Raw genomic sequence first — 24,646 nt, 5'->3', positions numbered from 1 at the left:
TTGCACTGGGTATCACCGGGCGGCAGGAGCGCGGCGCGATTGCGTCCGCGCTCCTGCCGCCGTCCTGGCTACGCTGCCATGGCATCAGACATGGAAGTTCGCCGCCGTCAGCTGCGTGATGTTCACGCCGCTCAGCAGCACCAGCGCCGTGTCGATGGCGTGGGCGTTGCTCAAGTCGCTCGAGTGATACACCGTGACGGCGCCGTTGTTTTGCGCATCGGCGATGACGATGTAGCCCTGTCCCGACAGCACGCTGCTGTCGGCCGCGATGGCGCTGGCGGCATCGTGGATCGATACGGCCGTGCTGTCGAAGATGAACAGGTTGTCGGCGCCGAAGTCCGTGCCCAGGTTGACCCCCACGGCTGCCGCCGCCGTCAGGTGGGCGATGGCCGACATGTCGATCACGTCGCCGCCTGCCGTCGGCAAGCCCGTGTGGAAGTCGGCTACCGTCTGCGGATTGTGCAGGGCATCCTGGCTCAGCACGAGCAGGTGCGCGGCGTCCGTCTGGTCGGCCAGCGCCTGGGCTGCGGCCGCTGCCGCCGCATCGGCGGCAGCGGTGGCGCTCAGGGCCGGGGCGTCCGTCTGGTCCGCCTGGGCCTGGGCTTGCAGGGCTGCTGCCGCTGCCGCGTCGGCTGCCAGGTGCAGGGCATTGGCATCCGTCAGGTCGGCCGTATGGGCTGCGCTCAGCGCCGCTGCCGCGGCGGCATCGGCGGCCAGGCCCAGCGCATGCGCGTCGGTCTGGTCGGCGATGGCCTGGGTATTGGCGGCATTGGCGGCATCCGCGTTCGAGATGACGGCCAGCGCGCTGGCATCGGTCAGCGCGGCGACGGCATTGGCATGCGCCAGGGCCGCATCGGCTGCCTGCGCGTTGGCGTTGGCCTGGGCCGCTGCCGCGTCGTCGGCCTGGGCCGATGCCGCATTGGCGTGGGCCTGTGCCGCAAAGGCCGCCGCGGCGGCCGCTGCCGCATCGTCCGCCTGGGCCGCATGCGTGGCCGCTGCCGAGGTGGCTGCTGCCGCTGCCGCCGTCGCGGCGGCGGCATCGGCTGCTGCTGCCGCGTTGTAGGCCGCCTGCGCATTGATGACATTGAGGGCGGCCTGGGCCGCTGCCGCATCGTCGGCCTGGGCGTGCTGGGCGGCAGCCAGTGAAATGGCGGCTTGCACCTGCGCTGCCGCTGCCGCGGCATCGTCGTTCTGTGCCGCCGTCGCTGCCGCGTGGGCGGCGGCGGCCGTGGCCGCCGTGCTTGCCACGGCCGCGTCGGCCGCCAGGGCATCCTGGTAGGCTGCGGCGGCGTGGGCAGCCTGGGCGACGGCGTTGGCGGCGGCGTTGTCATCCTGCTGGGCGCTGATCGCGGCCGCCTGGGCGACGGCAGCGGCGGCGGCCGAGGCGGCTGCCGTGGCGTCCGCCTGCTGCGCGGCCGTGGCGGCAGCCTGCGCCACCTGTGCCGCCGCTGCCAGGGTGGCGGCATCGGCGTCGGCGGCCAGGGCGGCGGTGTACGCCGCCTGGGCGCTGACGGCATTGGCGGCGGCGACGCTGGCGGCATTGTCGTCCGCCTGCGCCGCCGTGGTGGCTGCCAGAGACAGGGCGGCCCTGGTCGCGGCGGCGGCGGCGGCCGCATCGTCGGCATGCGCCTGCTGGGCTGCCTGCTGGGCGGCCAGGGCGGCTGCCGCCGTGCTGGCGGCGGCCGCGTCGTCGGTCTGCGCCGCATGCAGCGCAGCCAGGGCGGCGGCGGCATTGGCGGCCGCCGTGGCGGCGCTGGCATCGCTCGCTTGCGCGGCTTGCGCCGCGGCCAGCGAGGCGGCGGCGGTGGCTGCTGCCTGTGCCGCCGCGTTATCGTCGGCTTGTGCCTGTGCCGCTGCCGCATCGGCGGCCTGGGCATTGGCGTGGGCCTGCGCCGCTGCCGCATCGTCGGCACGCGCCGCATTCAGTGCGGCGAGCGCCTGCGCTGCGTTGGCATCGGCTTGCGACGCATTGCCAAGGGCGACCTGGGCGCCGACGGAGACATTGAGCGAGTCTTGCGCCGTGGCGGCGGTGGTGCCGACGTTCAGGCCGATGTTCAAATTGGCCACGGCCAGCTGCAGCGCCGCGTGGGCGGCCAGCGCGACGGCGTCGGCCGCTTGCGCCGCTTGCGCCGCATTTTGCGCCGCCAGGGCAGTCGCCGCAGCGGTGATCGCCGCGGCGTCGTCGGCGGCCGCAAGGGTCGCCGCATTTTGCGCGGCATCCGCGACGGCTTGCAAGTTGACGAGGACGTTGCCGCTTTGCATGGCAGCCAGCAGTTGCTGGGCCGCCGTCAAGGCATTGTTGGCGTTCAGCGCCGCCGTGTCGTCGGTTTGCGCGTTATGGTAGGCGGTCAGCGCCGCTGCCGCAGTGGCCGCCGCGGCCGCGGCGGCGGCATCGGCGGCATGGGCATTGGTGGCGGCCAATTGCGCCGCAGCCAGATTGGCCGTGGCCTGGACCACGGCGGCGTCGTCGGCCAAGGCATGGTTGTAGGCGCTCAGCGCCGTGGCGGCGGCCGCCACGGCGGCGGCGGCGGCGCTATCGAGCCCTTGCGCCGTCTGCGTGGCGGCCAGCGAAGCCGCTGCCACGGCGGCTGCTGCTGCGGCGGCGGCATCGTCCGCCTGTGCGTGCTGGGTGACTGCCAGCGAGATGGCGGCAACGGCTTGCGCCGCGGCCGCTGCCGTGTCTGCGGCAACGGCGGCCGCGGCGGCGGCCTGCGCATTCGTGGCGGTGAGGGCGGTGCTGGCCGCCGCCGCGTCGTCCGCCAGCGCCGAGTTCAGGGCAGCCAAGGCATTTTGTGCGATGGCCGCCGTGCTGGCTGCCGCCGCATCGGCCTGCTGCGCCGCGTGCGTGGCCGCCAGGGAGGTGGCAGCAACGATCGCTGCTGCTGCGGCGGCGGCATCGTCCGCCAGCGCCGACGTATAGGCATTCAGGGCGTTTTGTGCCGTCAGGGCCGTGGTGGCCGCATTGGCGTCGTCCGCCAGCGCGCCGTTCAGTGCCGCCAGGGCGCTGGCTGCCGTGGCAGCGGTGGAGGCGGCAGCGGCATCGGCCGCCTGCGCCGCCTGGGTTGCCGCCAGCGAGGTGGCGGCGACGTTGTGCGCCGTCGTCGCTGCCGTGTCGGCGGCCTGCGCCGCCAGGTAGGCGGCCTGGGAGGTGGTGGCCAGCGTGGCGGCCGCCGTGGCGGCATTGTCGGCGGCGATCGCGTTGTTCAGCGCCGTCAGCGATGCGGCGGCGGTGGCTGCCGTCGAGGCTGCGGCCGCATCGTCCGCCTGCGCCGATTGCGCGGCGGCCAGCGACAGCGACGCCGTGGTGGCCGCCGTGGTGGCAGCCAGCGCCGCCACCAGGTCCAGCGGATGGGCGTGCGAGTAGGCGGCCAGGCTGGCGGCATTGGCGGCGTCGTTGTTGGCGATCACCGTCAGTGCCGCGGCATCGGTCAGGGCGGCCTTGGTGGCGGCCAGCGTGGCGGCTGTCACGTCCAGCGTATGCTGGGTGCCCAGCACGACGGCGTCCGTCAGGCCGGCAAGGGCGGCGGCGGCCGTGGCGGCGGCCGCATTGCTTGTCGCCACGAGGCCCAGGGCGACGGCATCGGTCAGGTCGGCCGTGGCCTGGGCGGCCGTGGCGGCGGCGGCATCGGCCGTGGATACGAGGCCCAGGGCGACGGCGTCCGTCAGGTTGGCGGTGGCCGCGGCGACGTTGGCCGCCTGCGTGGCGGCGGTGGAGATGGTGCCCAGCGCAACGGCATCGGTCAGGTTGGCCGTGGCTGCCGCCGCGTTGGCTGCCGCCGTGGCGGCCGTGGACACCAGGCCGAGGGCGACGGCGTCGGTCAGGTTGGCGGTCGCTTGCAGGGTGGCGGCCGTGGCGGCATCGGCCGTCGAGACCAGGCCCAGCGCCGTGGCATCCGTCAGCGCTGCCGTGGCGGCGGCCGCATTGGCGGCGGCCGTGGCAGCGGCACTGACGGTGCCCAGCGCCACGGCGTCGGTCAGGTTGGCCACGTTGGCGGCGGCCGTGGCCGCAGCGGTGGCCGCCGTCGCGATCAGGCCGAGGGCCGTGGCATCGGTCAGGTTGGCGGTCGCCTGCAAGGTGGCGGCGGCGACGGCATCGGCCGTCGAGACGAGGCCCAGGGCCGTGGCGTCGGTCAGGTTGGCCAGGCTGGCGGCCGTCGTGGCCGCCAGCGCATCGGCATTCGAGATGGCCGCCAGGGCCACGGCATCGGTGGCATTGGCGGCAGTGGTGGCGGCAGCGGCGGTAGCTGCGGCCGTGCTCGAAATAATGCCCAGTGCCGTGGCATCGGTCTGGTTGGCGATGGTGGTCAGGGTCGCCAGCGCGCCGTTGGCCGTGGCGACGGCAGCGTCGAGCACGTTGGCGTCGGTCAGGTCGGCCGTCGCCTGGGCGGCAGCGGCGGCAAGGCTGGCGGCGGTCGAGGCGCTGCCCAGCGCGGCGGCGTCCGTCAGGGCCGCCGTCGCATTGGCGACGTTGGCCGCGGTCTGGGCCAGGCCCACGTCGGTGATGGCATTGGCCAGCAGGGAAACGCCCTGCAGCGCCCAGTTTGCCACTGCTGCCGTGGCCTGGGTCGCCGTGTTCGCCAGGGCGTTCGCGTCGGTAAGATCGGCCGTTGCCTGCGCCGCGATGGCGGCATTGGCGGCGGCCAGCGCATTGGCGACCAGCGTGGCCGTATTGCCCGACAAGGCGGCATCGGCCACAGTGGCTGCCGTCTGCGCCGTCGTCACGAGCGCCTGCAGGGCAACGACGTCGGGCGCCGAACCGAGGCCGGCGTTGATGGCTGCCGTGATAGCCAGGGTGGCGGCGGCGGCATCGCTGGCGGCCGTGTTCAGGGCGACATTCACGTCGATCAGGTTGGCCTGGTTGTGTGCATTTTGCGCATCGATCACGGCCTGGTCATAGGCTGCCTGCAAGGCATCGGCATCCGTCAGGTCGGCCACGCTCTGTGCGTGGGCGGCATTGCTGTCGGCGCTGGCGGCTGCCGCGGCCAGCGCGGCGGCGTCGGTCTGGTTGGCGGTGGCTTGCGCACTGGCGGCGGCGATGGCGTCGGCATTGGCCTGCGCCGTCAAGGCCGGGGCATCGGTGAGGTCCGCTTGCGCCGTGGCCGTTACCGAGGCGGCGGCTGCCGCATCGTAGGCGGCTTGCAGCGACGTGGCATCGCTCTGGGCTGCCAGCGCGGCGGCACTGGCTGCTGCGGCGGTTGCGGCGGCCGCCGCAGCGTCGAGCGCGGCGGCATCGGTGGCATCGGCCAGCGTGGCGGCCGCCTGCGCTGCCGCCGCGTCGGCGTCGGAGATCTGCGCCAGCGCATTGGCGTCGGTCAGCGCTGCCGTGGCGGCAGCGGCATTGGCTGCCTGCACGGCCGCCGTGACGTTCAGTCCCAGGGCCGTCGCATCGCTTGCTGCGGCCAGGGCGGCGGCATTGTTCGAGGCCGTGAGGGCGGCATCGGCGCTGATCTGGAGAGCCGCCGCGTCGGTGGCGTTGGCATTCGAGGCATCCCATGCGGCCACGCCGGCGGCGGCATCGGCGGCCATGGCCAGCGCCACGGCATCCGTCTGCGCGGCCAGTGCGGTGGCTGCCGCGGCGGCGCTATCGGCGGCGGCGGAGGCCAGGCCCAGGGCCGCCGCGTCGGTGGCATTGGCCAGGGTGATGGCGTTGGCTGCGGCAATGTCTGCCGCAGTGGCAACGCCGGACAGTACATTGGCATCGGTGGCGTTGGCCAGCGTGGCGGCCGCCGCAGCGGCGCTGGCGTCGGCGTTGGCGGTGACCGTCAGGCTGGCGGCGTCCGTCTGGTTGGCCTGGGCTGTCGCGACGGCGGCGGCCTGGATGGCGGCGGCAAGGGCCAGATTCAGGGCATCGGCATCCGTGGCGTTGGCCAGTGCCTGGGCGGCGGCCGCGTTGGCGGCATCGGCGTCGGAAATGACGGCCAGCGCCGCGGCATCGGTCAGGTTGGCTTGTGCTGCGGCCGCGGCGGCGGCCACGTCGGCCGCATCGGCGGCCAGCAGGAGGGCGTTGGCGTCGGTCATGTCCGCCTTGGCATTGGCGGCATCGGCGGCGGCATGGGCTGCCGCTGCCGCCTGGGCCGCTGCGGCGGCGGCCGCGTCGTCGTTCTGTGCCGAAGTGGTGGCGGCCAGCGAGGCGGCAGCCGTGACGGCTGCTGCTGCGGCCGCGCCGTCCGCGTTCGTGGCGGCGGTCGCGGCGGCCAGTGCCGCGGCAGACAGGTTGGCGGCGGCGACCGCCAGGGAGTCATCGTTGGCCGCGCTATTGGCCGCTGCCAGTGCGGCGGCGGCCGCGTCCTGCGCCTGGGCTGCCAACTGGTCGGCCAGGGCGGCCGCATCGGCGGCTGCCTGCGCCGTGCCGGCGGTGAGGGCTGCCGAAGCGGCATTGGCGTCATCGGCCAGCGCGCTGTTGGCAGCAGCGAGGGCTGCCGCCGCGGCCAGCACGGCCGCGTCGGTGATGGAATAGATGACGGACTGATGGGTCGGATCGGTACCCGTCCCACCCGTCCCACCCGTGCCACCCGTACCGCCCGTCCCACCCGTGCCGCTGCCATCGCCCTGGCCGCCGGTCGAACCGCCCGTGCCACCTGTACCACCTGTGCCACCTGTGCCACCTGTGCCCGTGCCGCCCGTGCCGGTTCCGCCGGTGCCGCCCGTGCCACCCGTGCCTGTACCACCGGTACCCCCCGTGCCCGTGCCGCCCGTGCCGGTTCCACCCGTGCCTGCACCGGTGGCGGCGGTGCTGCCACCGCCGCCAGCAGCGGCCGCGACCAGGCCGATGCCGCCGATGGCGCCCAGCGCGCCAAGTCCGCTCAGGCCGCCCACTGCGCCGGCGCCCGCTCCTGCGCCGGCCGATGCACCTGCCACATCCACAACGCTGCTGCTGGGGATGCCTGCGGTACCTGCGCCCGCGCCGACCGTGCCGGCAGCGCCGCCGTTATTGTCGCTTTGCGGCGTGCCCAGGTCGGCGCCTGCATTGCCCGCCTGGCCTGCGGCGGAGCCGCCGCCCGCCGCCGCGAGGGCAGCCGCGGCAGCTGCCGCGCCCAGTGCGCCGGCATTGGCGGAATCGGCGCTGCCCGTGACTTCGACGACGTTTTCGGGGGGCATGGTCTGGCTTGCATCGGCGCCGCGTGCCAGTTCATCCTCGTCATACTGCTTGCGGTCGCCATTGTTGGCATTGGCGGCTTTTTTTGCCGGTGTGGCGAGCTTGGCGGCTGCGCCTTCGGCATTGGGGGAAACTGGTGCTACGGTCGGGGTGGTGGCCATTTGAAATTCTCCGGAATAGGTTATGTTTTCGTTTAATTTTTTAAGATATTAAAAAATCAATAAATATATTTCGTTTCCATGGTTTCTCCGGCGTGGCTTGGGCCGTGATCGTTCTTGAATGCTTGCCGAGGGCTGCAGTGGCAAGTAAAACATATCTGACTAAAAATCGCTGGTTGAAAAGTGCGGCCATTGAAAATATTTAAAATGCCATTTCCACATTAATTTCCGCCTGCCTTGTTTTTTAATATCGCGCTGTGTTCCGTTCGGCCTTGCCGGACGCGCTGTTTCAGGCGAACACGCTTGGTTTTCAGGCAATCACATCCGCTGTCACTCTGATGGTAGTTTCAATTTTGAAACAATCAATTTCATTTTGACCACTATCCATGGCTATATTCTGTCAATCTTCGCTCAAGGCAATAATCACGGATTGTCACGAAATGGCAGTTTTCGGCCCTCTCCGCGGTGTCGTTCCAGTATTTTGGCGGCTTTCGTCAAAAAATCGTCTTGCTATCAGATTGCTAGTTGTTGCTTTTTGCTGCGGTGATTATCAAATTTAATTGGCAATAAAATACGATAGAAATAATTATTTGCAATTTTAATATCGATATAAGCATATCGAATGAATAGTCTTTATAGGCGCAGGGGATTTTTGATTATCACTATCAGAAACATAGTTAATATCGGCAGGGTGAAAAAGAGGGGGCTGGAATAAAAAACGCCCCGGCGGGCGGGGCGTCATGCGGGGGCAAAAGGCAGTGTTTCAGTTTTCCGCGCGCCAGCGGCGCAGGCGCATGGCGGCGTAAATCATGGCCGCGCCGGCCGCCGCGCCCAGCCACGGGGCTGGCAAGGCCAGGCTGGACCAGGAGTTGCTGAAGACGTCGACGCGCGCCACCAGGTGCGAGCCATGCTCCAGGGCCTGCACCTGCGGCAGCAGTTCCGGCGCAAACAGGTACCAGCTGCCGGGAATGGTGCCCAGCAGGGCGCGGCCGATGACATTCATCTGTATCCAGCTGACATCGGTTTCCATCTGCGTCAGCTTGCCCACCCAAACCGTCAGGACCAGCAGCAGCAGCGGGATGCCCATGGCCCACAGGAAGACTTTGGACCTGGCCCAGCTCGATACCATCAGCAGCCAGCCCACCGTCGGCAAGGCCCACAGGCAATACACGGGCAGCAGGCCGAACACGCGCAAGGGACCCAGATACAGGCCGGGAGAGGCGAGCAGTTCGGCAAACACGTGGATGCCGTTGAGCGCCAGCACGCTGCTCAATATCAGCAGCAGGGCCAGCGACGTCAGGCTGGCGGCGGCGGCCACGATCAGCGGCGCGACGAGCAGGGCGATGGCCGCTTTCGACAGCACCGTTTGCGCATCCGACACGGGCAGCGACTTCCAGAACAGCACGCTGCGGTCGCGGCGCTCGTCATACAGCGCGCTCAGGCAATAGAAAAACACGAGGAAACCCAGTGCCAGGAACAGCGGCGCGGCCGTGTACGTGTAATTGTTGACCACATTGTCGATGATCTCCGCCCGGTGCGGGCCGAAGGTGCGGGTATTGAAGATGGCGCTCCAGGACACGGCCTCGCCATTGACGGACAGCGAGGAGTGCAGTCCGGTCTTGGCGATGGCGCCTATCGTCATCAGGACACCCAGCACCGTCATGACGATGCCGATGGCGGCCGGCGTCCACAGCAGCATGCCCTTGTGCTCCCACAGCTCGCGGCGGATCAGCCATTGCATCTTCTTGAGGGGGGAAATACTCATTGGTACGATCCTTTCATGGTCGCGACAAACAGGTCTGCCAGGCTGGGCGTGCGCACTTCGCCCAGGGCTGCCAGCTGGGTACGGGCGACGCCATCGAACAGCATCACGGACTTGCCGAACACGCTGCGTTCGCTGATCGGCAGCAGGGCGCGCGCCGGGTTGACGTGCTGCGGTCCCACCATCACTTCGATATAGCGCTCGCCCACTTCTTCCATGGTCGAGGCCAGCACGATCTTGCCGTCGCGAATGAACAGCAGGTCGCTGAGGATGTGCTCGACTTCCTCGATCTGGTGGGTGGTAATGATGATGGTCTTGTTTTCATCAAAATAATCTTCCAGCAGGTTTTGGTAGAACTGCTTGCGGTACAGGATGTCGAGGCCCAGGGTCGGCTCGTCGAGCACCAGCAGCCGGGCATCGATGGCCATCACCAGCGCCAGGTGCAGCTGTACGATCATGCCTTTCGACATCGTCTTGACCTTCATCTTCGGCGCCAGCCTGGTGTGCGCCAGGTAGCGCTCCGCCTTGCTGCGGTCGAAGCGCGGATGCACGCCGGCGATGAAGTCGATGGCGTCGCCCACGCGCAGCCAGCCCGGCAGGATGGCCACGTCGGCGATGAAGCACACGTCGTCCATCAGGGCGTCGCGCTGCGTGCGCGGGTCGCGCCCCAGCACGGATAGCTCGCCGTCGCTGGCCGTCAGGCCCAGGATGGCTTTCAGGGTCGTCGTCTTGCCCGAGCCGTTGGGGCCGATCAAGCCGACGATGCGCCCGGGCGCGATGTCGAAGCTGATGCCGTCGATGGCCACCTGCTTGCCATACTGCTTGCGCAAGCCGCGCGCGCTGATGATGCTGTCCTTGTTCAATGCATTCATGCGCTTTCTCCGTGTGCGTCGCCGTCGTGGCTGGCCTGCAGCAGTTGTTCCAGGTTCAGACCCAGGCGCTTGATGTGTTCCAGCAAACCCGGCCACTCTTCGCGCAGGAAGCGTTCGCGTTCGCTGGCCAGCAATTTGTCGCGGGCGCCATCCAGTACATACATGCCGAGTCCTCTGCGTTTTTCTACCAGCGCATCGTCGACCAGTTCCTGGTAGGCGCGCGAGACGGTAATGGGGTTCAGTTGGTAATCGGCGGCCACCTGGCGCACCGACGGCAAGGCGTCGCCGGGCTGCAGCACGCCATCGAGCATCATGCCCACCACTTTCGCCTTGAGCTGGCGGTAGATGGGACTATTGTCATTCCATTCGCCGCTCATGGGATGTGCTCCGACAAGGGCAGGGCGGGACGGCGCGAGCGTAGTACTGGGGGCATCGGGACTCCTTGGTGTAGTGTTGAACTGGTGTTGTAGTTAACTATAACACTAAGAACAAAAAAAGCCACGCCTATTTCAAGCGAGCTGCCGCTGCAGGTCCAGCGCATTGAACAGGGCGGCGCCGGCCGCCGTGTTGTCGAAGATGCACCAGCTGTCCGCCCGCGCCGGCGTGCGCAATTCGGCGGCCAGGGCGGCCAGGCAAGGAGCGGCATAGTCGGAATAGTAAATCCGCGGGCTGCCGTGCAGGCGCAGATAGGCCACGTCCGTCGTCGGCACGTGCGGCCCAGGCTGGCCGGCGGGCGGATCGGCGCGTACGCGCGTGATGCGGCTTGCGCCCAGCAGTTCGGTGGCTGGCGCATCAAACCAGCTGGGATGGCGCGCCTCGCAGGCCAGCATGCCATCGAAGCGCTGGCGCAGCGCACTGAAAAATGCGGCGGCCACGTCCGCCTCGAAGCGCAGGCTGGGCGGCAGTTGCACGAGCACACAGCCCAGTTTATTTCCCAGATGCATGACTTCTGCCGCAAAGCGATCCAGTTCCACCGCGCAATTGCGCAAACGCAATTCGTGCGTGATGCGGCGAGGCAATTTCACGCTGAAACGGAAGTGTTCGGGGACGCTGGCGGCCCAGCGCGCATACGTGGCGCTCTGGTGTGGACGGTAAAAGGACGTATTGATCTCCACGCAGTGCAGCACCTGGGCGTAGCGCTGCAGATGGCTGCCATCGGGCGGGAAGTGGCTGGCGGCCGCGCTGGAAATGCTCCAGCCGGCCGTGCCGATGTAAACAGTGTGCATGGCACGATTACAGCAAATCCAGGCGGGCGCGGCTATCGGACAAACCCCCGCGGCAGGGTCGGCGCACGCCTAGTCGATGATATCGCCGTTGAGGTCGTGGCGCGTGATGTTGCCGCGTGCATCGATGGCAATCCAGCCGCCGCGCGGCTGCTCCGGCGGCGTCACGTCGCACTCCCAGTCCGGCAAGACATAGCGCAAGGTATTGTCGACCTGGTGCAGGGCAGGGCGGTGCGTATGGCCGTGGATCATCACGGTACTGGCATATTCGGCAAATACCTGGGCGACGGCATCGGGCGTGACATCCATGATGTCCATGGTTTTTTCGCCATTGTGCGCGCGGCTGCTCTGGCGCAAGCCGTCGATGATGGCCTTGCGCTGCGCCAGCGGCATGGACAGGAACTGTTTTTGCCAGGCCGGTTGGCGCACCATGGCGCGAAATTCCATGTACTGGACGTCGTTCGTGCATTCGGCGTCGCCGTGCAGCAGGACGATGCGCCGGCCGGCGATGGTGGCCACGTGCGGTTCGCTGAGCAGGGTGGCGCCGGCGGCGGCGGCAAAGCCGGAGCCGACGAGGAAGTCGCGGTTGCCGGCGATCCAGTAGACGTGCACGCCCGCGTCGCTGACGGCGCGGATGGCGGCCGTCATGCGCGCATTGAACGGATCTTCCAGGTCATCGTCGCCGGCCCAGTATTCGAACAGGTCGCCTAATAGATATAGTGCTTGCGCATATTGCGCATGGTGTTCCAGAAAGGAAAGAAACGCCGCGCTGGTGCGCGGGTGCGAGCTCTGCAGATGCAGGTCGGAAATAAAGAGTGCGGCAGGCATTGTCATCGTTCAACGCTCCCGTAGTGAAGGGACTGCTTGCTTGCGGGACGCATGATTGCTGCCTGGCTTGTTTGGTGTATGGAATGAATTGTTGCAGGTGGCTCTGAAAACCGTAGCGAGCAAGCCCGATGCCGGGTCGAGTAGCGGAGCTGTACCTTGAGTACAGCGAGCAACGGAAACCCGGCAGTGGGCTGCGCAGCAGGTTTGCAGGGCTACCTTAAGCGGCTTCGATTTTCTCGATGATGACATCGGTCACTGGCACGTCGGCGAACATGCCGGCGCGCGAGGTTTTCACGGCGCGGATGGCATCGACGACTTCCTTGCCGTCGGTCACTTTACCGAACACGGCATAGCCCCAGCCGTCCTGGCCTGGGTAGTCGAGGAAGCTGTTGTTCTTGATGTTGATGAAGAACTGGGCCGATGCCGAGTGCGGGTCCGACGTGCGGGCCATGGCCAGCGTGTAGCTGTCGTTTTTCAGGCCGTTCTTGGCTTCGTTTTCCACGGTGGCGTCGGCTGGCTTCTGTTTCATGCCTGGCTCGAAACCGCCGCCCTGGATCATGAAGCCGTCGATGACGCGGTGGAAAATCGTGTTGTCGTAGTGACCAGCTTTCATGTAGGCCAGGAAATTGGCCACCGTTTTCGGCGCTTTGTCGGCGTCCAGTTCAGCGGTGATCTTGCCCAGATTGGTGGTGATGATGACGGAGGTCATGATAATCCTTAATAAATTGGATGAAAAATTGATTTGGGGCCGAGGCACGCCACGGCGGCAAAAACGCTATTTTACAGTTTTGCGGGCGCTGTCTTGAGTAAAGTCGCCGATTCGATCACCACGGGCGTGACGGGCACGTTCTGGTGCGGGCCCTTGTCGGCCACGGGCACGGCCTTGATCTTGTCGACCACGTCCATGCCTTTGACCACTTTGCCGAATACCGTGTAGCCGAAGCCGTCGCGGCCGGGATAGTCGAGCGCGCCGTTGTCGTTGACGTTGATAAAGAATTGCGAGGTGGCCGAATGCGGGTCGCCCGAGCGCGCCATGGCGATGCTGTAGGTGACGTTGGGCAAGCCATTTTGCGATTCGCTCTTGATCGGTGCTTTCGTCGCCTTCTGCTTCATGTTCTTGTCGAAGCCGCCGCCCTGTATCATGAAGCCATCGATGACGCGGTGAAACACGGTGCCCTTGTAGTATCCGCTTTTGACATACTGCAAGAAATTGGCGACGCTCTTCGGCGCTTTTTCCTGGTCCAGTTCCAGCACGATTTCACCCATGCTGGTTTTCAGGGCCACATGGGGCGTAGGATCGATGGGGGCCGCCGGTGCGGCTGCCACGACGGCGCTGCCCAGGGTCAGGCCGGCAAACAGGGTGCAGAAGCGGGCCAGGAAAGACAGGCGCTGCGGTTTGGTTTCTTGCATGAAGGCGTCCTTAATCGTTATTTTTCTCTAAACTTGCTTTAATTGTAAAGAAATGAAAATTCGGTTGAACATCGTAAAAACCTGATTCATATCGGGCCAGTATGGTTTTTATCAATGTTATACTTGACCGCTAACGCCCTAATTCTAACAAACAAGAACAACAATACAGCGGGTCGTCCCGTCTTGGCGCACACGGCAGTTCAGTGGCGCGGCACCCCCGGTGTCCGCGCCTGCCTGTCGTTTTGCCTGGCTGGCGGCCGCTCCACTTGCAAAGTATGATGAGCAATCTAAAGATTTACAACACCCTGGCTCGCGAGAAGCAGGTATTCGTTCCGATGGAAGCTGGCAAGGTACGCATGTACGTCTGCGGCATGACCATCTACGATTATTGCCATATCGGCCATGCGCGCATGATGATGGCGTTCGACGTCATCTACCGCTGGCTCAAGGCCTCGGGCTTCGACGTCACCTATGTGCGCAACATTACGGACATCGACGACAAGATCATCCGCCGCGCCGTGGAAAACGGCGAGACGATCTCGCAGCTGACGACGCGTTTCACCCGCTACATGGATGAAGACACGGCCGCGCTGGGCATCCTGACGCCTGACCACACGCCGCGCGCCACCGAATACGTGCCGCAGATGCTGCGCCTGATCGAGCAGCTGGAAGCGAAGGACCTGGCCTATCAGGGCGCGGATGGCGACGTGAACTATGCCGTGCGCAATTTCCCCCACTACGGCAAGCTGTCGGGCAAGTCGCTCGACGATCTGCGCGCGGGCGAGCGCGTGGACGTGAACACGGGCAAGCGCGATCCGCTCGACTTCGTCCTGTGGAAGTCGTCGAAGGAGTCGGAGCCGGAAGAAGTCAAATGGGATTCGAAGTGGGGCCGTGGCCGCCCGGGCTGGCATATCGAATGCTCGGCCATGTCGTGCGCCTTGCTTGGCGAACAATTCGACATCCACGGCGGCGGCGCGGACCTGCAATTCCCGCACCACGAAAACGAGATCGCCCAGTCCGAAGGCGCGTTCGGCCACACGAGCGTCAATTACTGGATACATAACGGCTTCGTGCGCCTGGACAATGAAAAGATGTCCAAGTCGCTCGGTAACTTCTTCACCATCCGCGAAGTGCTGCAAAAGTTCGATGCCGAAGTGATCCGTTTCTTCATCCTGCGCGCGCACTACCGCAGCCCCCTGAACTACTCGGACGTGCACCTGGACGACGCGCGCCTGTCGCTCACGCGCCTCTACACGGCGCTGGCCGACGTGGCCGTGGAAGAGGGCGCCATCGACTGGAACGAAGCCCATGCCGTGCGCGTGCGCGAAGCCATGGACGACGATTTCAACACGCCGCTGGCCGTGGCCGCCCTGTTCGACCTGGCAACGGAAGTCAACAAGAGCAAGTCGCCCGCCCTGGCGCGTCAGTTGAAGGGCCTGGCGGGCGTGTTCGGCTTGCTGGAACGCACGCCGCAGCAATTCCTGCAAGCGACAGTCGGCGCCGCCGCCGGCGGCGTCGATGAGGCGGCCGGCATCGAAGCGGCTATCGCGGCGCGCAGCGCGGCGAAAAAGGCGCGCGACTTCGCCCAGTCCGACAAGATCCGCGCCGAACTGTTGGCCGCGGGCATCATTCTCGAAGACAAGCCTGACGGCTCGACCAACTGGCGCCGCGCATGATGGCGACGTCCAGGGACAACGGGGAAGCCCCGGTGACGGCGCAGGTGATCCAGGTGCCGCACTACTGGGAAGAGGCGAAGATCGAGCTGATGAAGCGCGACCGCATCATGAAAAAGCTTATCCCGCAATTTGGCGACCTGCACCTGGTTGGCCATAGCGACCCGTTTACCACCCTGGCCCGTTCGCTGGTGGGGCAGCAGATCACGCCCAAGGCGGCCGATGCTGCCTGGAAAAAGCTGTTGCTGGCTTGCCCGAAATGCACACCCTCGCAAGTGCTGAAGGCGGGCGCCGAGCAGTTGTCCGCCTGCGGTTTGTCCAAACGCAAGACCGAATACATCCTCGACCTGGCCGACCATTTCAAGGCCAAGCGCGTGCACGCCAGCCAGTGGGACCAGATGGATGACGAAGCCGTCATCGCCGAACTGGTGCAGATCCGCGGCATCGGCCGCTGGACAGCCGAGATGTTTTTGATATTTAATCTGCTGCGACCGAACGTCTTGCCGCTCGACGACCCCGGTTTGATCCAGGGCATCAGCGTCAATTACTTCTCCGGCGAACCCGTTTCCCGCAGCGATGCGCGCGAAGTTTCCGCCAATTGGGAACCGTGGCGCACCGTGGCGACGTGGTATCTGTGGCGCAGTCTCGACCCTGCAGCCGCCCCTGCCGCACCCGATGCAGCCCCCGGCGCACCAGCCGGTACGGTAAAATAAACATAGATGACGCCGCGCGCCCTGGCGCCGTGGCCGGTAAAACCTGGAGGTACAATGACTAAAACGACTTTCCTCAATTTTGAACAGCCGATCGCGGAACTCGATTCCAAGATCGAAGAGTTGCGCTTCGTGCAAGACGATTCGGCCGTCGACATCTCGGAAGAGATCGACCGCCTGGCCAAGAAGAGCCAGCAGCTGACCAAGGATATCTACGCCAAGCTGACGCCATGGCAAGTGGCGCAGATCGCGCGCCACCCGCAGCGCCCCTACACCATGGATTACGTGAATGAAATCTTTACCGATTTCCACGAATTGCATGGCGACCGCAGCTACGCGGACGATTTGTCCGTCGTCGGCGGCCTGGCCCGCTTCAACGGTCAGCCGTGCATGGTCATCGGCCACCAGAAGGGCCGCGACACGAAAGAGCGCGCCATGCGCAATTTCGGCATGCCGAAACCGGAAGGCTACCGCAAGGCCATGCGCCTGATGAAAGTGGCGGAAAAGTTCAACCTGCCCATCTTCACCTTCGTCGACACGCCAGGCGCCTTCCCCGGCATCGACGCGGAAGAGCGCGGCCAGTCGGAAGCCATCGGCCACAACCTGTACGTGATGGCGGAACTGAAAGTGCCGCTGATCGCCACCATCATCGGTGAAGGCGGTTCCGGCGGCGCGCTGGCCATTGCCGTGGGCGACGCCGTGCTGATGCTGCAATACTCGACCTATGCCGTGATCTCGCCGGAAGGCTGCGCCTCCATCCTGTGGAAGAGCGCCGAGCGCGCCTCCGACGCGGCCGAAGCGCTGGGCCTGACGGCCCACCGCCTGAAAGCCATGGGCCTGATCGACAAGATCATCAACGAACCGCTGGGCGGCGCCCACCGCGATCCGAAACAGATGGCCACCTTGCTGAAGCGCGCGCTGGCCGACACCCTGCGCCAGTTCCAGGGCATGAAAACCAAGGACTTGCTGGCCGCGCGCCATGAAAAGCTGCTGAGCTATGGCAAGTTCAAGGAAACCACGCCGAGCGAGTAATTCATTTAAACCCAATGGCAGAGTCCGGGGTCTGACCTTAAGGTCTGACCCCGGCCTTTCAAGGTCTTGGGTTAAAACAAGCATAAAACACCAGGGACAGGCAGGCAGTCGAACACACTCGGCTGCCGCCTGTCCCTCTTTGCATTCCCGGAGTCCGAATTGAAAAAGCAACAAACCGCCACCGTCGCCGATATTTTTGCCCGCGCGCTGGACGCCTGCGCGCCGCCGGCGGGCGGCGCCATCGGCATCGCCCTGAGCGGCGGCCTCGATTCCGCGGCCCTGCTGCACCTGGCGCATGCCTGGGCGCAAGAGCAGGGCGTGGCCCTGCATGCCTTTCACGTGCACCACGGTCTGAGTCCGAACGCGGATGCGTGGCTGGCCCACTGCGCGCAGGCCTGCACCAGCCTGGGCGTGCCTTTCGAGGCGCGCCGCGTGACGGTGGAAGCGAACGCGAAGACGGGCACGGAAGAGGCGGCCCGCAAGCGCCGTTACGCGGCCCTGGGCGAGCTGTGCGCCGCGCACGGCGTGCGCCTGCTGCTGACGGCCCACCACCAGGACGACCAGGCCGAGACGGTGCTGCTGCAGCTGCTGCGCGGCTCCGGCACGGCGGGCCTGTCCGGCATGGATGGCGCCAACAGCGCACCCGAGTTGCTGGGCAATCCTGACCTGGTGATGGCGCGGCCCTTGCTGCCAGTGTCGCGCAAGCAACTCGAAGCCTATGTGGCGAAACACGCCATCGTGCATATCCACGACGAATCGAACGACGATCCCCGCTTTGCCCGCAATGCCCTGCGGCACCAGGTGATGCCCGTGCTGGCGCAGGCCTTTCCCGGCTTCCAGGAGCGTTTCGCTCGCAGCGCCCAGCATGCGCAATCGGCGCAGCGCCTGCTGAGGGAACTGGCGACGCAGGATCTGGCGGCGTGCCTCGATGGCGACTGCATCGAACTGGCGAAATTGCGGGAATTGAGCGCGGACCGCTGCTACAACCTGCTGCGCCACTGGTTCGGCACGCGCGGCTTACGCATGCCATCGACGGCGTGGCTGGTGGAAATGCTGGCGCAGTTGCTGGAAGCGCGGCCCGACGCGCAACTGCTGGTGACGCATCCCGATTGCCACGTGCGGCGCCACCGCGACCGTTTATACCTGACGCCGAAACTCGATGACCTGGCCGGCATGCGCGAGCGTGACGATGCGGGCATTCCTGGCCTGGAAAGGGCCAGCCAGCAATTTTCCTGGAAAGGCGAGGCCAGCCTGGCGTTTCCCGCGTATGGCGGCGTGCTGCACTTCGACGCGGTGGAAGAGGGCGGGCAGGGCATCGATGTTGCCTGGCTGCAAGCACAGACCTTGAGCATCGATTTCCGCCAGGGCGGCGAGCGCCTGAAGCTGGCCCTGAACCGTCCCACCAAGAGCTTGAAATACCATTACCAGGCATTCGACGTGCCCGCCTGGGAGCGCGAACGCCTGCCCCTTGTCTGTGCGGCGCAACAATTGCTGTATGCGGCTGGTATTGGCCTCGACTGTCATTGCCTGAGCTTGCTGGATCGTCCCCGCATCACCCTGCGCTGGCAGTCCTGCTGAGCGCAGGAGCCGCTGCCACGGCCACTCCCACGGTGGCCGGCGGACGGCTGTACAAGCCAGCTGGACTGCATGGATTGGTTATTTCCATATGTGTAATTGGTATGAGCTAATGCGCTTTTTAGCTTGTTATTTTGCATTGCGGCATGTAGAGTAAAGCCCTCCTTTTTTATTCTTCTTGAGCGGAAACTTCACTCTTATGGCTTTAATCGTCCACAAATATGGCGGTACGTCGATGGGCTCGACTGACCGTATCAAGAATGTCGCCAAGCGCGTTGCCAAGTGGCACGACGCTGGGCATCAAATCGTGGTGGTGCCATCCGCCATGTCGGGCGAAACGAACCGCCTGATTGGACTGGCCAAGGAAATCATGGATCAACCCGATCCCCGTGAACTTGACATGATCGCCTCGACAGGCGAACAGGTGTCCGTCGGCCTATTGTCGATGGCACTGCTGGCGATCGGCAAACAAGCCGTATCCTATGCTGGCTGGCAAGTCGCGATCAAGACCGATTCCGCCTTTACCAAGGCACGCATCCAGTCGATCGATGACGAAAAAGTCAAACGCGACCTCGATGCGGGCAAGATCGTCATCATTACCGGTTTCCAGGGCGTCGACGAACACGACAACATCGCGACCCTGGGCCGTGGCGGTTCCGACACCTCGGCAGTGGCGATCGCCGCCGCCATGAAGGCGTCCGAATGCCTGATCTTCACGGACGTCGACGGCGTCTACACGACCGACCCGCGCGTGGTCTCCGAGGCGCGCCGCCTGAAGACCATCACCTTTGAAGAAATGCTGGAACTCGCTTCGCTGGGTTCCAAAGTGCTGCAAACGCGTTCGGTGGAATTCGCCGGCAACTACCGCGTTCCCACGCGCGTGCTGTCGTCGCTGACCGACCCGATGTTGCCGCTGGAAATAGAAGCCAATTCAGGCACCCTGATTTCGTTTGAGGAAGATACAAACATGGAACAAGCAGTCATCTCCGGCATCGCCTTCAACCGCGATGAAGCCAAAATCACCGTGCTCGGCGTGCCCGACCGTCCAGGCGTGGCGTACCACATCCTGGGACCGGTGGCGGACGCGAATATCGAAGTCGACATGATCATACAGAATCAGTCGGTCGACGGTAAAACGGACTTCACCTTCACCGTCTCGCGCGGCGAATACACGCGCGCGCTGGCCGTGCTGGAAGCGAACCGCGAAGCACTGGGCGCGGCCAGCATCACGGGCGACGCGAAAGTGTCGAAACTGTCCGTCGTCGGCGTGGGCATGCGCAGCCACGTGGGCGTCGCATCGCAGATGTTCCGCACCCTGTCGGAAGAGGGTATCAACATCATGATGATCTCCACGTCCGAGATCAAGATTTCCGTGTTGATCGATGAAAAGTACATGGAACTGGCCGTGCGCGCGTTGCATAAAGCGTTCGAGCTGGAAAAAGCTTAAAAATGTAAAAATATTGCCCCACGCCCTTGACCAAAGGGGGGGCAATCGATATTATGACGTTCGTCGCTGCAGCGCAGTTAGCTACAGAGACATAGTTGAGTAATCAGCTAGGAGACGTGGCCGAGTGGCCGAAGGCACATCCCTGCTAAGGATGCATACGGCTTATACCTGTATCGTGGGTTCGAATCCCACCGTCTCCGCCAGTATTTTTAAAAAGCCCTTGATTTTCAAGGGCTTTTTTCATTTCTGAAATCCCTACCCACATTTCTACCCACATCAGTTTTTTGCTGTTGATCCTTGCGCTTCCGCGATGATCTTGTCCTGCCATTCCGCGATTGCGGTCGAATCCCATACCACCGCGCGCGGCCCCAGGCTGATCGGCGCCGGGAATGTGCCGCGCTTGATGCGGTCGTAAATGGCCGTGCGCTGGATGCCGACGATTTCGATAACCGTTGGCAGGCGCAGGAATTTTCGTACTTCGGTTGTGGTGCTCATGATGTGCTTTCCGTTTGTTTCAAGGGTTTGATCAGGTCGAGCTGGCTTGGGTCACTTTTGTCCAGCACGTAGATATAGGTTTTGCCGGCCGGTGAACGGTCGTCACAGTCCGGCTGGCCGTTGGCCAAGGCCAGTACTGCGGCCGTCGAGCACACGCCGTACGAGCGCTCGAACAGGCAGCCGGTGCAGCTGGGAGCTATCGCCTCCTGTGCCTTGAAGCGGACAGCAGCAGGGCTGATGGGCTCGGCGCGCTCGCCACGCCATTTGGCGCTGGTGATACACCTGGTCATATGGCCGCCGGTATATTGCGCCGCGAGCACTCGGCCGCGTATTCCAGCCAGGTCTCCACAACGACGCCGGCGCGTTTGATCAAATTGCCGTGCTTGTCCAGCTTCGGGCCGCGCACCATGATGATCGGCTCCCGCACTTCACCTGGGCTGACGGCTAGCCAATCCAGGCAAAACTGCGGCGTATCGAGCTCCGGACTGACTTTGACGCGACGCGTGGCCTCCTTAAACATTTTTTCCGCCAAGGCGTCGCGCATGCCCCCCCATTCTGCAGGTGAATAATTACGGCGGTTGGCGCCTTCTCCTTCGCTAAACGACTGCTTTTTCGATGCCGCTGCTTTGCAGACGCCGCGGCTGATTCCATATACACAAAATGCCCCCATACTATCTCCCTGGTGAGGTTGTGGATTTGCGTTCGCATGCGATGCAGCTGCCATACTGGCGCAGCTGGCGCGCGGTGGTGGCCTTGCCGCAGGCGCAGCGCTTGCGCGTCAGCGTGTAGAGGGGCCCCTTCTTATTGGCCAGGTGCTGGCGTTCGACGCGGGCGAGGTCGTACATCATGCCGCCCTCGCCAGCTGTGAAAGCGGCTTGTAATTCGCCGCAATGATTGCCTGGCCCATTTTTGGCGGTACGGCATTGCCGACCATTGACACCTGCGTGGCCTTTGAGAAAATCCGTCCGTCGTGCCCGCGTTCGATGATGTAGTTCGGCGGGAAGCTGCTGATGTTGTACAGCTCGCGCGGCGTGAGCATGCGCAGGCAGATATCCACGATTACATACGGGTCGCCTTTGATCCACACCGTGACCAGCGCGAGCCGGTCTTTGGTGGTAATGGTGGCCAGCGGCTCGCGCAAATCTCCCCACTGTCCGCCGCTGCCGTAGTAGCGGATCAGGAAAGCGGCGCAACGCAGGGCGCCTTCTTCGGCCTCTGGTGCCAGGTGATACTCCACCAGTCCATGGTGCTGGCCCGCAGCGCTGATCGTGTGCAGCGGTTCCTTGAGATCACGCGCGGCGCAGTTGCCCCGCAGGTGCAGCAGGTGCGCCATCACTGGGCGCTGCTGGCCGCCTGTGTGGGTAATGGTCGACAGCGGCTCGCGCATGTCGCGCGCTGGCGTCGCGTTGTAGCCTCCATTGGCCTGGTCGATGAAAGCGGCCACCAAGCGCGGCTCGACCACCGCCATGGACCCGCCTCGCGGCCATGCAGTGATGGTGCGCAGCGGCTCGCGGATCGATGTGACGCCATCGCGTGACCAGTTGGCCAGTTCGATGATGAATGGATCGGCATTGTCAATCACGTAGCGTTTCAGGCCCAAGGCCACACGCTTGTTCGTGGCCTCGGCCAATGGCCTGGCCCGGTCGAAGATAGATTTCGATGGAATACTGAAATCTATGTGCTCGTGCGCGGGACGCCATTTCTTTTGTCCGGCCAGCGGTAGCTTATGGCGCGTCGGGGTCGGCCACACGATCGGCTCGCCGTCGCAGCGCGCCACCCAGAACAGGCGCACGCGGGAGGTTGCCGCGTCGTGATCGGCGGCGCACACCAGGTTGTCCTCGGCCACGTAGCCCATGCCGCGAATGATGCGGTTGAATTTTTTCCAGGTGCGGCCGGCATGCGCTGGGTTTGGTATCAAGTATTGTTGCTGCACCGGGATACGCTCACCTGGTGCGGCCACGGTGCCGTCGAGCCGCATGGCGCGGCCGGTGACTTTGCAGCGCCTGGCGATCAGCGGGCCCCAGTTGCGGATCTGCTTGACGTTTTCCAGCGTCATGACGCGCGGGCGCTTTTGACCAGCCCAGCGCACGCCAATCCAAGGCAGGCCGCGCAGCCGGGCACTGCGCGGCTGTCCACCTTTGGCCTGGCTGTGGTCAGTGCAATCGGGACTCATGTGCAGCAGGCCTACCGGCATGTCGCCCGTGACGTCAAGCGGCGAGACGTCAAAGACGTCGGCGCAAAAATGCCTCGTCTGAGGGTGGTTCGCCTCATGCATGCTACAGGCATCACTGTTGTGATTGACTGCGATATCGACCGGCCGGCCGATCGCAGCTTCGATCGCCTGCGACATGCCGCCACCGCAGGAGAATTCATCGACCACGAGCTCGTCGTGGATCGGCAGGAGGAATTGGCGCGCGTTCATGCTGTCACCGCCTCACTCAACGGCTGCTTGGAGGCGTCATATAGTTCGATGCCCCATGCCAGCGCATAGCAGCACCATACGATGCTGTGCGTGTATTCCATGAAGTCGCGCTCGAACAGGTCATCGAACTGCCAGCCGTGGGCGCGCTTCGGTAGGGCGGTTGGCCCGAAGTGGAAATCGTAGGCCGCATACTGCGCACGGTCGCCGCCATCATCCAGCATGCCCAGCACTTCGTCATCGACCGCCTCCCACAGTTCGCGCCGCCCTTCCTTGTCGAGCGAGTTGCTTTCCTTGGCGTCTCGCATCCACTGCACGCGGTATTCGTTGATGATCCGCTTGAACTTGTCTTCGTCGAACGCCTTCGGCTTGCCACCATGTCGGTTGCCGTCGACAGCGATCAGCTTCTCAGTCCAATAGCCTAGGTTGATGCCCAACTTCCGCCCGCGCGCCTGGTTGTAGGTGCGGTCAGTACGGAAAAACTCGAACATGTCGGTCAGGCGCTGGAACACGTAGGTGCCCATGTCGCCGGTGTAGCAGAGGTGGCCTGGCCACGTGATCAGGTCGAAGAACATGTCGCTGCTGTCCGGTTTCTTAAATCGGATGTGACGGCTCACGCCGTCGTCCCGGATCACGGTCATTTCATGGCGAGCCACGTCGCGCAGGAAACGCTCTTCGGTGCAGGCGGCGCTCACAGTGCACCGCCTTTCACATCCAGCAGCTGCTCAAGTTCGCGTTCCAAGCGGTTGCGGGTATTCACCAAGCAGCTGGCCTGGATGCGGCGGCCGGTCTCGATGCTGGTCAGGCGATCGATCTCGGCCTGCGACGACACGCTGCCAGCGCCCCAGCCTAGAACCAACACGGACACAAGGATGATGGCGGCGCTGGCCGCTGGCTCGATTTCGCCCAGGCTCATGGCCAGGCTGCCGGTGATGGCGCCGATGATGGCCACAGCGATCAGCAGGTAGATGTTGAACTTGAATTTCATGCTGCACCGCCTTCCAATGCTGCGAGGGCGGACTTGAAGTTGAAGCGTGACATGCGCGCGTCGGCCTGGGTCTGATCCATGCCCCAGTTGTGCATGAACATGGCGCGGATCTCGGCGACGAGCTCGCTGTCCTCGGGCCACAGTTCAGCGTCAAGCAGGTTGTCAGCGATCAGGTCGATTGCCGAAGCTGGCGCGGCGCCTGGATGATCACTGGTATTGGCCTGGATGATCGCGTTGCAAGTATCGCAGGCGAGGAAAGGGATTGCGGCGTGCGTTCTATGCAGCCCGGGAATGCTCGGGGTGTGTGACATGATCTCTCCATCGTTTAAGTTGTGCATCGATGGAGTAATTATTACATACGTATTTTGCTGAGTAAATACGAATGTAATATTTTTGGGCGAAATTGTTGGAAGGGGGGCTTTCTTCAATTTTTTGTTGTGATTTTTTTACGGAAGTAGAAGTGTCATTTCAGGCAGAGCTCTTTCCAGCGATCTTCAAACCGCTCCTCCCTTGCCATTCTATTTTTGTCACCGTCTGTATACCTTGTGATTGTCTCACCTCGCGCCTTGGCCGCAATCTGTTGCTCATGAAGAGCAATTTTCTTCTCGAGCAGAGCGTTGGTTTCTTCGAGCGAGCGATCGAAGTCTCCTTCAGTGATAAGACTCAGTCCCTCGACATACACCGTGCCCGCTTTGCTGTGAGAGATGAACCGCTTAAATCCAGTGTAGGCTCCATACTCATTCTTTGAGTTAAAGCGCCCGCAAAGCCAGCCATCCTGAGTAAGGCGGTCATCTCTGAACTGTGTGCTACCAGGGTCTTTCATGTGTTCGGAAATCAGCTTTCGCTCCCTGGGCAAGGTGACCCAGTCATCGTACATCGCCGCGTATGTGGCCACTCCCACCGCAAAGGTGAGGGCGGCCCCTGCTAACAACCATTTTAAAGTAGCTCGCATTCTGTC

22 protein-coding genes and 1 tRNA gene are annotated in these 24,646 nt (G+C 64.3%); 6 read left to right on the top strand and 17 right to left on the bottom strand.

The features are described 5' to 3' along the window. Nucleotides 1–84: 84 nt before the first annotated feature. The 8 genes from AC07VL_RS22550 to AC07VL_RS22515 form a co-directional block, all read right to left on the bottom strand. Nucleotides 85–7,257, bottom strand: coding sequence for a hypothetical protein (locus tag AC07VL_RS22550; protein ID WP_494807833.1), 7,173 nt, complete (start codon nucleotides 7,255–7,257; stop codon nucleotides 85–87). A 760-nt stretch (nucleotides 7,258–8,017) separates the two neighbouring features. Next, a complete protein-coding gene (locus tag AC07VL_RS22545; RefSeq protein ID WP_494807832.1) occupies nucleotides 8,018–9,019 on the bottom strand; it encodes a hypothetical protein in 1,002 nt (333 codons plus the stop codon). Beyond that, nucleotides 9,016–9,888, bottom strand: a complete 873-nt coding sequence (locus AC07VL_RS22540; protein WP_494807831.1) for an ABC transporter ATP-binding protein — start codon at nucleotides 9,886–9,888, stop codon at nucleotides 9,016–9,018. Before AC07VL_RS22540 ends, AC07VL_RS22545 begins: the two co-directional genes overlap by 4 nt. After that, nucleotides 9,885–10,265: a GntR family transcriptional regulator gene (locus tag AC07VL_RS22535; RefSeq protein ID WP_494807830.1), complete on the bottom strand. Its 381-nt coding sequence runs from the start codon at nucleotides 10,263–10,265 to the stop codon at nucleotides 9,885–9,887. The genes AC07VL_RS22540 and AC07VL_RS22535 overlap by 4 nt, the downstream gene beginning before the upstream one ends. Nucleotides 10,266–10,397: 132 nt before the next feature. Continuing rightward, on the bottom strand, nucleotides 10,398–11,114 hold the full coding sequence (locus AC07VL_RS22530; RefSeq protein WP_494807829.1) for a DUF72 domain-containing protein: 717 nt from the start codon (nucleotides 11,112–11,114) through the stop codon (nucleotides 10,398–10,400). Between the two features lie 69 nt (nucleotides 11,115–11,183). Next, nucleotides 11,184–11,939, bottom strand: a complete 756-nt coding sequence (locus tag AC07VL_RS22525; protein ID WP_494807828.1) for a UDP-2,3-diacylglucosamine diphosphatase — start codon at nucleotides 11,937–11,939, stop codon at nucleotides 11,184–11,186. Between the two features lie 217 nt (nucleotides 11,940–12,156). Further along, complete coding sequence (locus AC07VL_RS22520; RefSeq protein WP_494807827.1) at nucleotides 12,157–12,648, bottom strand: peptidylprolyl isomerase; 492 nt, start codon at nucleotides 12,646–12,648, stop codon at nucleotides 12,157–12,159. Between the two features lie 71 nt (nucleotides 12,649–12,719). Next, complete coding sequence (locus AC07VL_RS22515) at nucleotides 12,720–13,316, bottom strand: peptidylprolyl isomerase (protein WP_494807882.1); 597 nt, start codon at nucleotides 13,314–13,316, stop codon at nucleotides 12,720–12,722. A 311-nt stretch (nucleotides 13,317–13,627) separates the two neighbouring features. On the opposite strand from AC07VL_RS22515, the gene cysS reads away from it, so the two are divergent. The 6 genes from cysS (at nucleotide 13,628) to AC07VL_RS22485 (ending at nucleotide 19,989) form a co-directional block, all read left to right on the top strand. Further along, nucleotides 13,628–15,025: a cysteine--tRNA ligase gene (gene cysS, locus AC07VL_RS22510; RefSeq protein ID WP_494807881.1), complete on the top strand. Its 1,398-nt coding sequence runs from the start codon at nucleotides 13,628–13,630 to the stop codon at nucleotides 15,023–15,025. Next, the gene (locus AC07VL_RS22505) at nucleotides 15,025–15,735 is read left to right on the top strand and encodes a DNA-3-methyladenine glycosylase family protein (protein ID WP_494807880.1); all 711 of its coding nucleotides are present in this window, start codon (nucleotides 15,025–15,027) and stop codon (nucleotides 15,733–15,735) included. The genes cysS and AC07VL_RS22505 overlap by 1 nt, the downstream gene beginning before the upstream one ends. Before the next feature lie 54 nt (nucleotides 15,736–15,789). Next, nucleotides 15,790–16,764 carry an acetyl-CoA carboxylase carboxyltransferase subunit alpha gene (locus AC07VL_RS22500; RefSeq protein ID WP_034784047.1) on the top strand — a complete coding sequence of 325 codons (975 nt, stop codon included), beginning with the start codon at nucleotides 15,790–15,792 and terminating at the stop codon, nucleotides 16,762–16,764. Nucleotides 16,765–16,923: 159 nt separating this feature from the next. Next, the gene (gene tilS / locus AC07VL_RS22495) at nucleotides 16,924–18,342 is read left to right on the top strand and encodes a tRNA lysidine(34) synthetase TilS (protein ID WP_494807826.1); all 1,419 of its coding nucleotides are present in this window, start codon (nucleotides 16,924–16,926) and stop codon (nucleotides 18,340–18,342) included. A gap of 196 nt (nucleotides 18,343–18,538) precedes the next feature. Further along, nucleotides 18,539–19,786 (top strand): aspartate kinase, encoded by a 1,248-nt coding sequence (locus tag AC07VL_RS22490; RefSeq protein ID WP_070221317.1) that lies wholly within the window; start codon nucleotides 18,539–18,541, stop codon nucleotides 19,784–19,786. A gap of 110 nt (nucleotides 19,787–19,896) precedes the next feature. Beyond that, nucleotides 19,897–19,989, top strand: a tRNA-Ser gene (locus AC07VL_RS22485). Between the two features lie 73 nt (nucleotides 19,990–20,062). Here AC07VL_RS22485 and AC07VL_RS22480 read toward each other — a convergent pair. From AC07VL_RS22480 to AC07VL_RS22440, 9 genes are all read right to left on the bottom strand, one after another. Continuing rightward, nucleotides 20,063–20,281 (bottom strand): helix-turn-helix transcriptional regulator, encoded by a 219-nt coding sequence (locus tag AC07VL_RS22480; RefSeq protein WP_494807825.1) that lies wholly within the window; start codon nucleotides 20,279–20,281, stop codon nucleotides 20,063–20,065. Then, a complete protein-coding gene (locus AC07VL_RS22475; protein ID WP_494807824.1) occupies nucleotides 20,278–20,571 on the bottom strand; it encodes a hypothetical protein in 294 nt (97 codons plus the stop codon). Before AC07VL_RS22475 ends, AC07VL_RS22480 begins: the two co-directional genes overlap by 4 nt. After that, nucleotides 20,568–20,951 carry a hypothetical protein gene (locus AC07VL_RS22470; protein WP_494807823.1) on the bottom strand — a complete coding sequence of 128 codons (384 nt, stop codon included), beginning with the start codon at nucleotides 20,949–20,951 and terminating at the stop codon, nucleotides 20,568–20,570. The genes AC07VL_RS22475 and AC07VL_RS22470 overlap by 4 nt, the downstream gene beginning before the upstream one ends. 1 nt (nucleotide 20,952) lies before the next feature. Beyond that, nucleotides 20,953–21,129, bottom strand: coding sequence for a hypothetical protein (locus AC07VL_RS22465; protein WP_494807822.1), 177 nt, complete (start codon nucleotides 21,127–21,129; stop codon nucleotides 20,953–20,955). Beyond that, nucleotides 21,126–22,703 carry a DNA cytosine methyltransferase gene (locus AC07VL_RS22460; RefSeq protein ID WP_494807821.1) on the bottom strand — a complete coding sequence of 526 codons (1,578 nt, stop codon included), beginning with the start codon at nucleotides 22,701–22,703 and terminating at the stop codon, nucleotides 21,126–21,128. The genes AC07VL_RS22465 and AC07VL_RS22460 overlap by 4 nt, the downstream gene beginning before the upstream one ends. Continuing rightward, a complete protein-coding gene (locus tag AC07VL_RS22455; RefSeq protein WP_494807820.1) occupies nucleotides 22,700–23,395 on the bottom strand; it encodes a hypothetical protein in 696 nt (231 codons plus the stop codon). Before AC07VL_RS22455 ends, AC07VL_RS22460 begins: the two co-directional genes overlap by 4 nt. Then, nucleotides 23,392–23,688 carry a hypothetical protein gene (locus AC07VL_RS22450; protein ID WP_494807819.1) on the bottom strand — a complete coding sequence of 99 codons (297 nt, stop codon included), beginning with the start codon at nucleotides 23,686–23,688 and terminating at the stop codon, nucleotides 23,392–23,394. Before AC07VL_RS22450 ends, AC07VL_RS22455 begins: the two co-directional genes overlap by 4 nt. Beyond that, nucleotides 23,685–23,999: a hypothetical protein gene (locus AC07VL_RS22445; protein WP_494807818.1), complete on the bottom strand. Its 315-nt coding sequence runs from the start codon at nucleotides 23,997–23,999 to the stop codon at nucleotides 23,685–23,687. The genes AC07VL_RS22450 and AC07VL_RS22445 overlap by 4 nt, the downstream gene beginning before the upstream one ends. A gap of 152 nt (nucleotides 24,000–24,151) precedes the next feature. After that, nucleotides 24,152–24,640 carry a hypothetical protein gene (locus AC07VL_RS22440; RefSeq protein ID WP_494807817.1) on the bottom strand — a complete coding sequence of 163 codons (489 nt, stop codon included), beginning with the start codon at nucleotides 24,638–24,640 and terminating at the stop codon, nucleotides 24,152–24,154. Nucleotides 24,641–24,646 lie beyond the last annotated feature (6 nt).

The organism is Janthinobacterium sp. GW821-FHT03C08 (genome assembly GCF_059420905.1).
This window is presented reverse-complemented; position numbering and strand designations above follow the sequence as displayed.

Bases quoted from the DNA above. Each gene is read 5' to 3' on its own strand.
- AC07VL_RS22550 (WP_494807833.1), bottom strand. From the start codon at position 7,257: ATGGCCACCACCCCGACCGTAGCACCAGTTTCCCCCAATGCCGAAGGC.
- AC07VL_RS22545 (WP_494807832.1), bottom strand. From the start codon at position 9,019: ATGAGTATTTCCCCCCTCAAGAAGATGCAATGGCTGATCCGCCGCGAG.
- AC07VL_RS22540 (WP_494807831.1), bottom strand. From the start codon at position 9,888: ATGAATGCATTGAACAAGGACAGCATCATCAGCGCGCGCGGCTTGCGC.
- AC07VL_RS22535 (WP_494807830.1), bottom strand. From the start codon at position 10,265: ATGAGCGGCGAATGGAATGACAATAGTCCCATCTACCGCCAGCTCAAG.
- AC07VL_RS22530 (WP_494807829.1), bottom strand. From the start codon at position 11,114: ATGCACACTGTTTACATCGGCACGGCCGGCTGGAGCATTTCCAGCGCG.
- AC07VL_RS22525 (WP_494807828.1), bottom strand. From the start codon at position 11,939: ATGCCTGCCGCACTCTTTATTTCCGACCTGCATCTGCAGAGCTCGCAC.
- AC07VL_RS22520 (WP_494807827.1), bottom strand. From the start codon at position 12,648: ATGACCTCCGTCATCATCACCACCAATCTGGGCAAGATCACCGCTGAA.
- cysS (WP_494807881.1), top strand. From the start codon at position 13,628: ATGAGCAATCTAAAGATTTACAACACCCTGGCTCGCGAGAAGCAGGTA.
- AC07VL_RS22505 (WP_494807880.1), top strand. From the start codon at position 15,025: ATGGCGACGTCCAGGGACAACGGGGAAGCCCCGGTGACGGCGCAGGTG.
- AC07VL_RS22500 (WP_034784047.1), top strand. From the start codon at position 15,790: ATGACTAAAACGACTTTCCTCAATTTTGAACAGCCGATCGCGGAACTC.
- AC07VL_RS22490 (WP_070221317.1), top strand. From the start codon at position 18,539: ATGGCTTTAATCGTCCACAAATATGGCGGTACGTCGATGGGCTCGACT.
- AC07VL_RS22480 (WP_494807825.1), bottom strand. From the start codon at position 20,281: ATGAGCACCACAACCGAAGTACGAAAATTCCTGCGCCTGCCAACGGTT.
- AC07VL_RS22475 (WP_494807824.1), bottom strand. From the start codon at position 20,571: ATGACCAGGTGTATCACCAGCGCCAAATGGCGTGGCGAGCGCGCCGAG.
- AC07VL_RS22470 (WP_494807823.1), bottom strand. From the start codon at position 20,951: ATGGGGGCATTTTGTGTATATGGAATCAGCCGCGGCGTCTGCAAAGCA.
- AC07VL_RS22465 (WP_494807822.1), bottom strand. From the start codon at position 21,129: ATGATGTACGACCTCGCCCGCGTCGAACGCCAGCACCTGGCCAATAAG.
- AC07VL_RS22460 (WP_494807821.1), bottom strand. From the start codon at position 22,703: ATGAACGCGCGCCAATTCCTCCTGCCGATCCACGACGAGCTCGTGGTC.
- AC07VL_RS22450 (WP_494807819.1), bottom strand. From the start codon at position 23,688: ATGAAATTCAAGTTCAACATCTACCTGCTGATCGCTGTGGCCATCATC.
- AC07VL_RS22445 (WP_494807818.1), bottom strand. From the start codon at position 23,999: ATGTCACACACCCCGAGCATTCCCGGGCTGCATAGAACGCACGCCGCA.
- AC07VL_RS22440 (WP_494807817.1), bottom strand. From the start codon at position 24,640: ATGCGAGCTACTTTAAAATGGTTGTTAGCAGGGGCCGCCCTCACCTTT.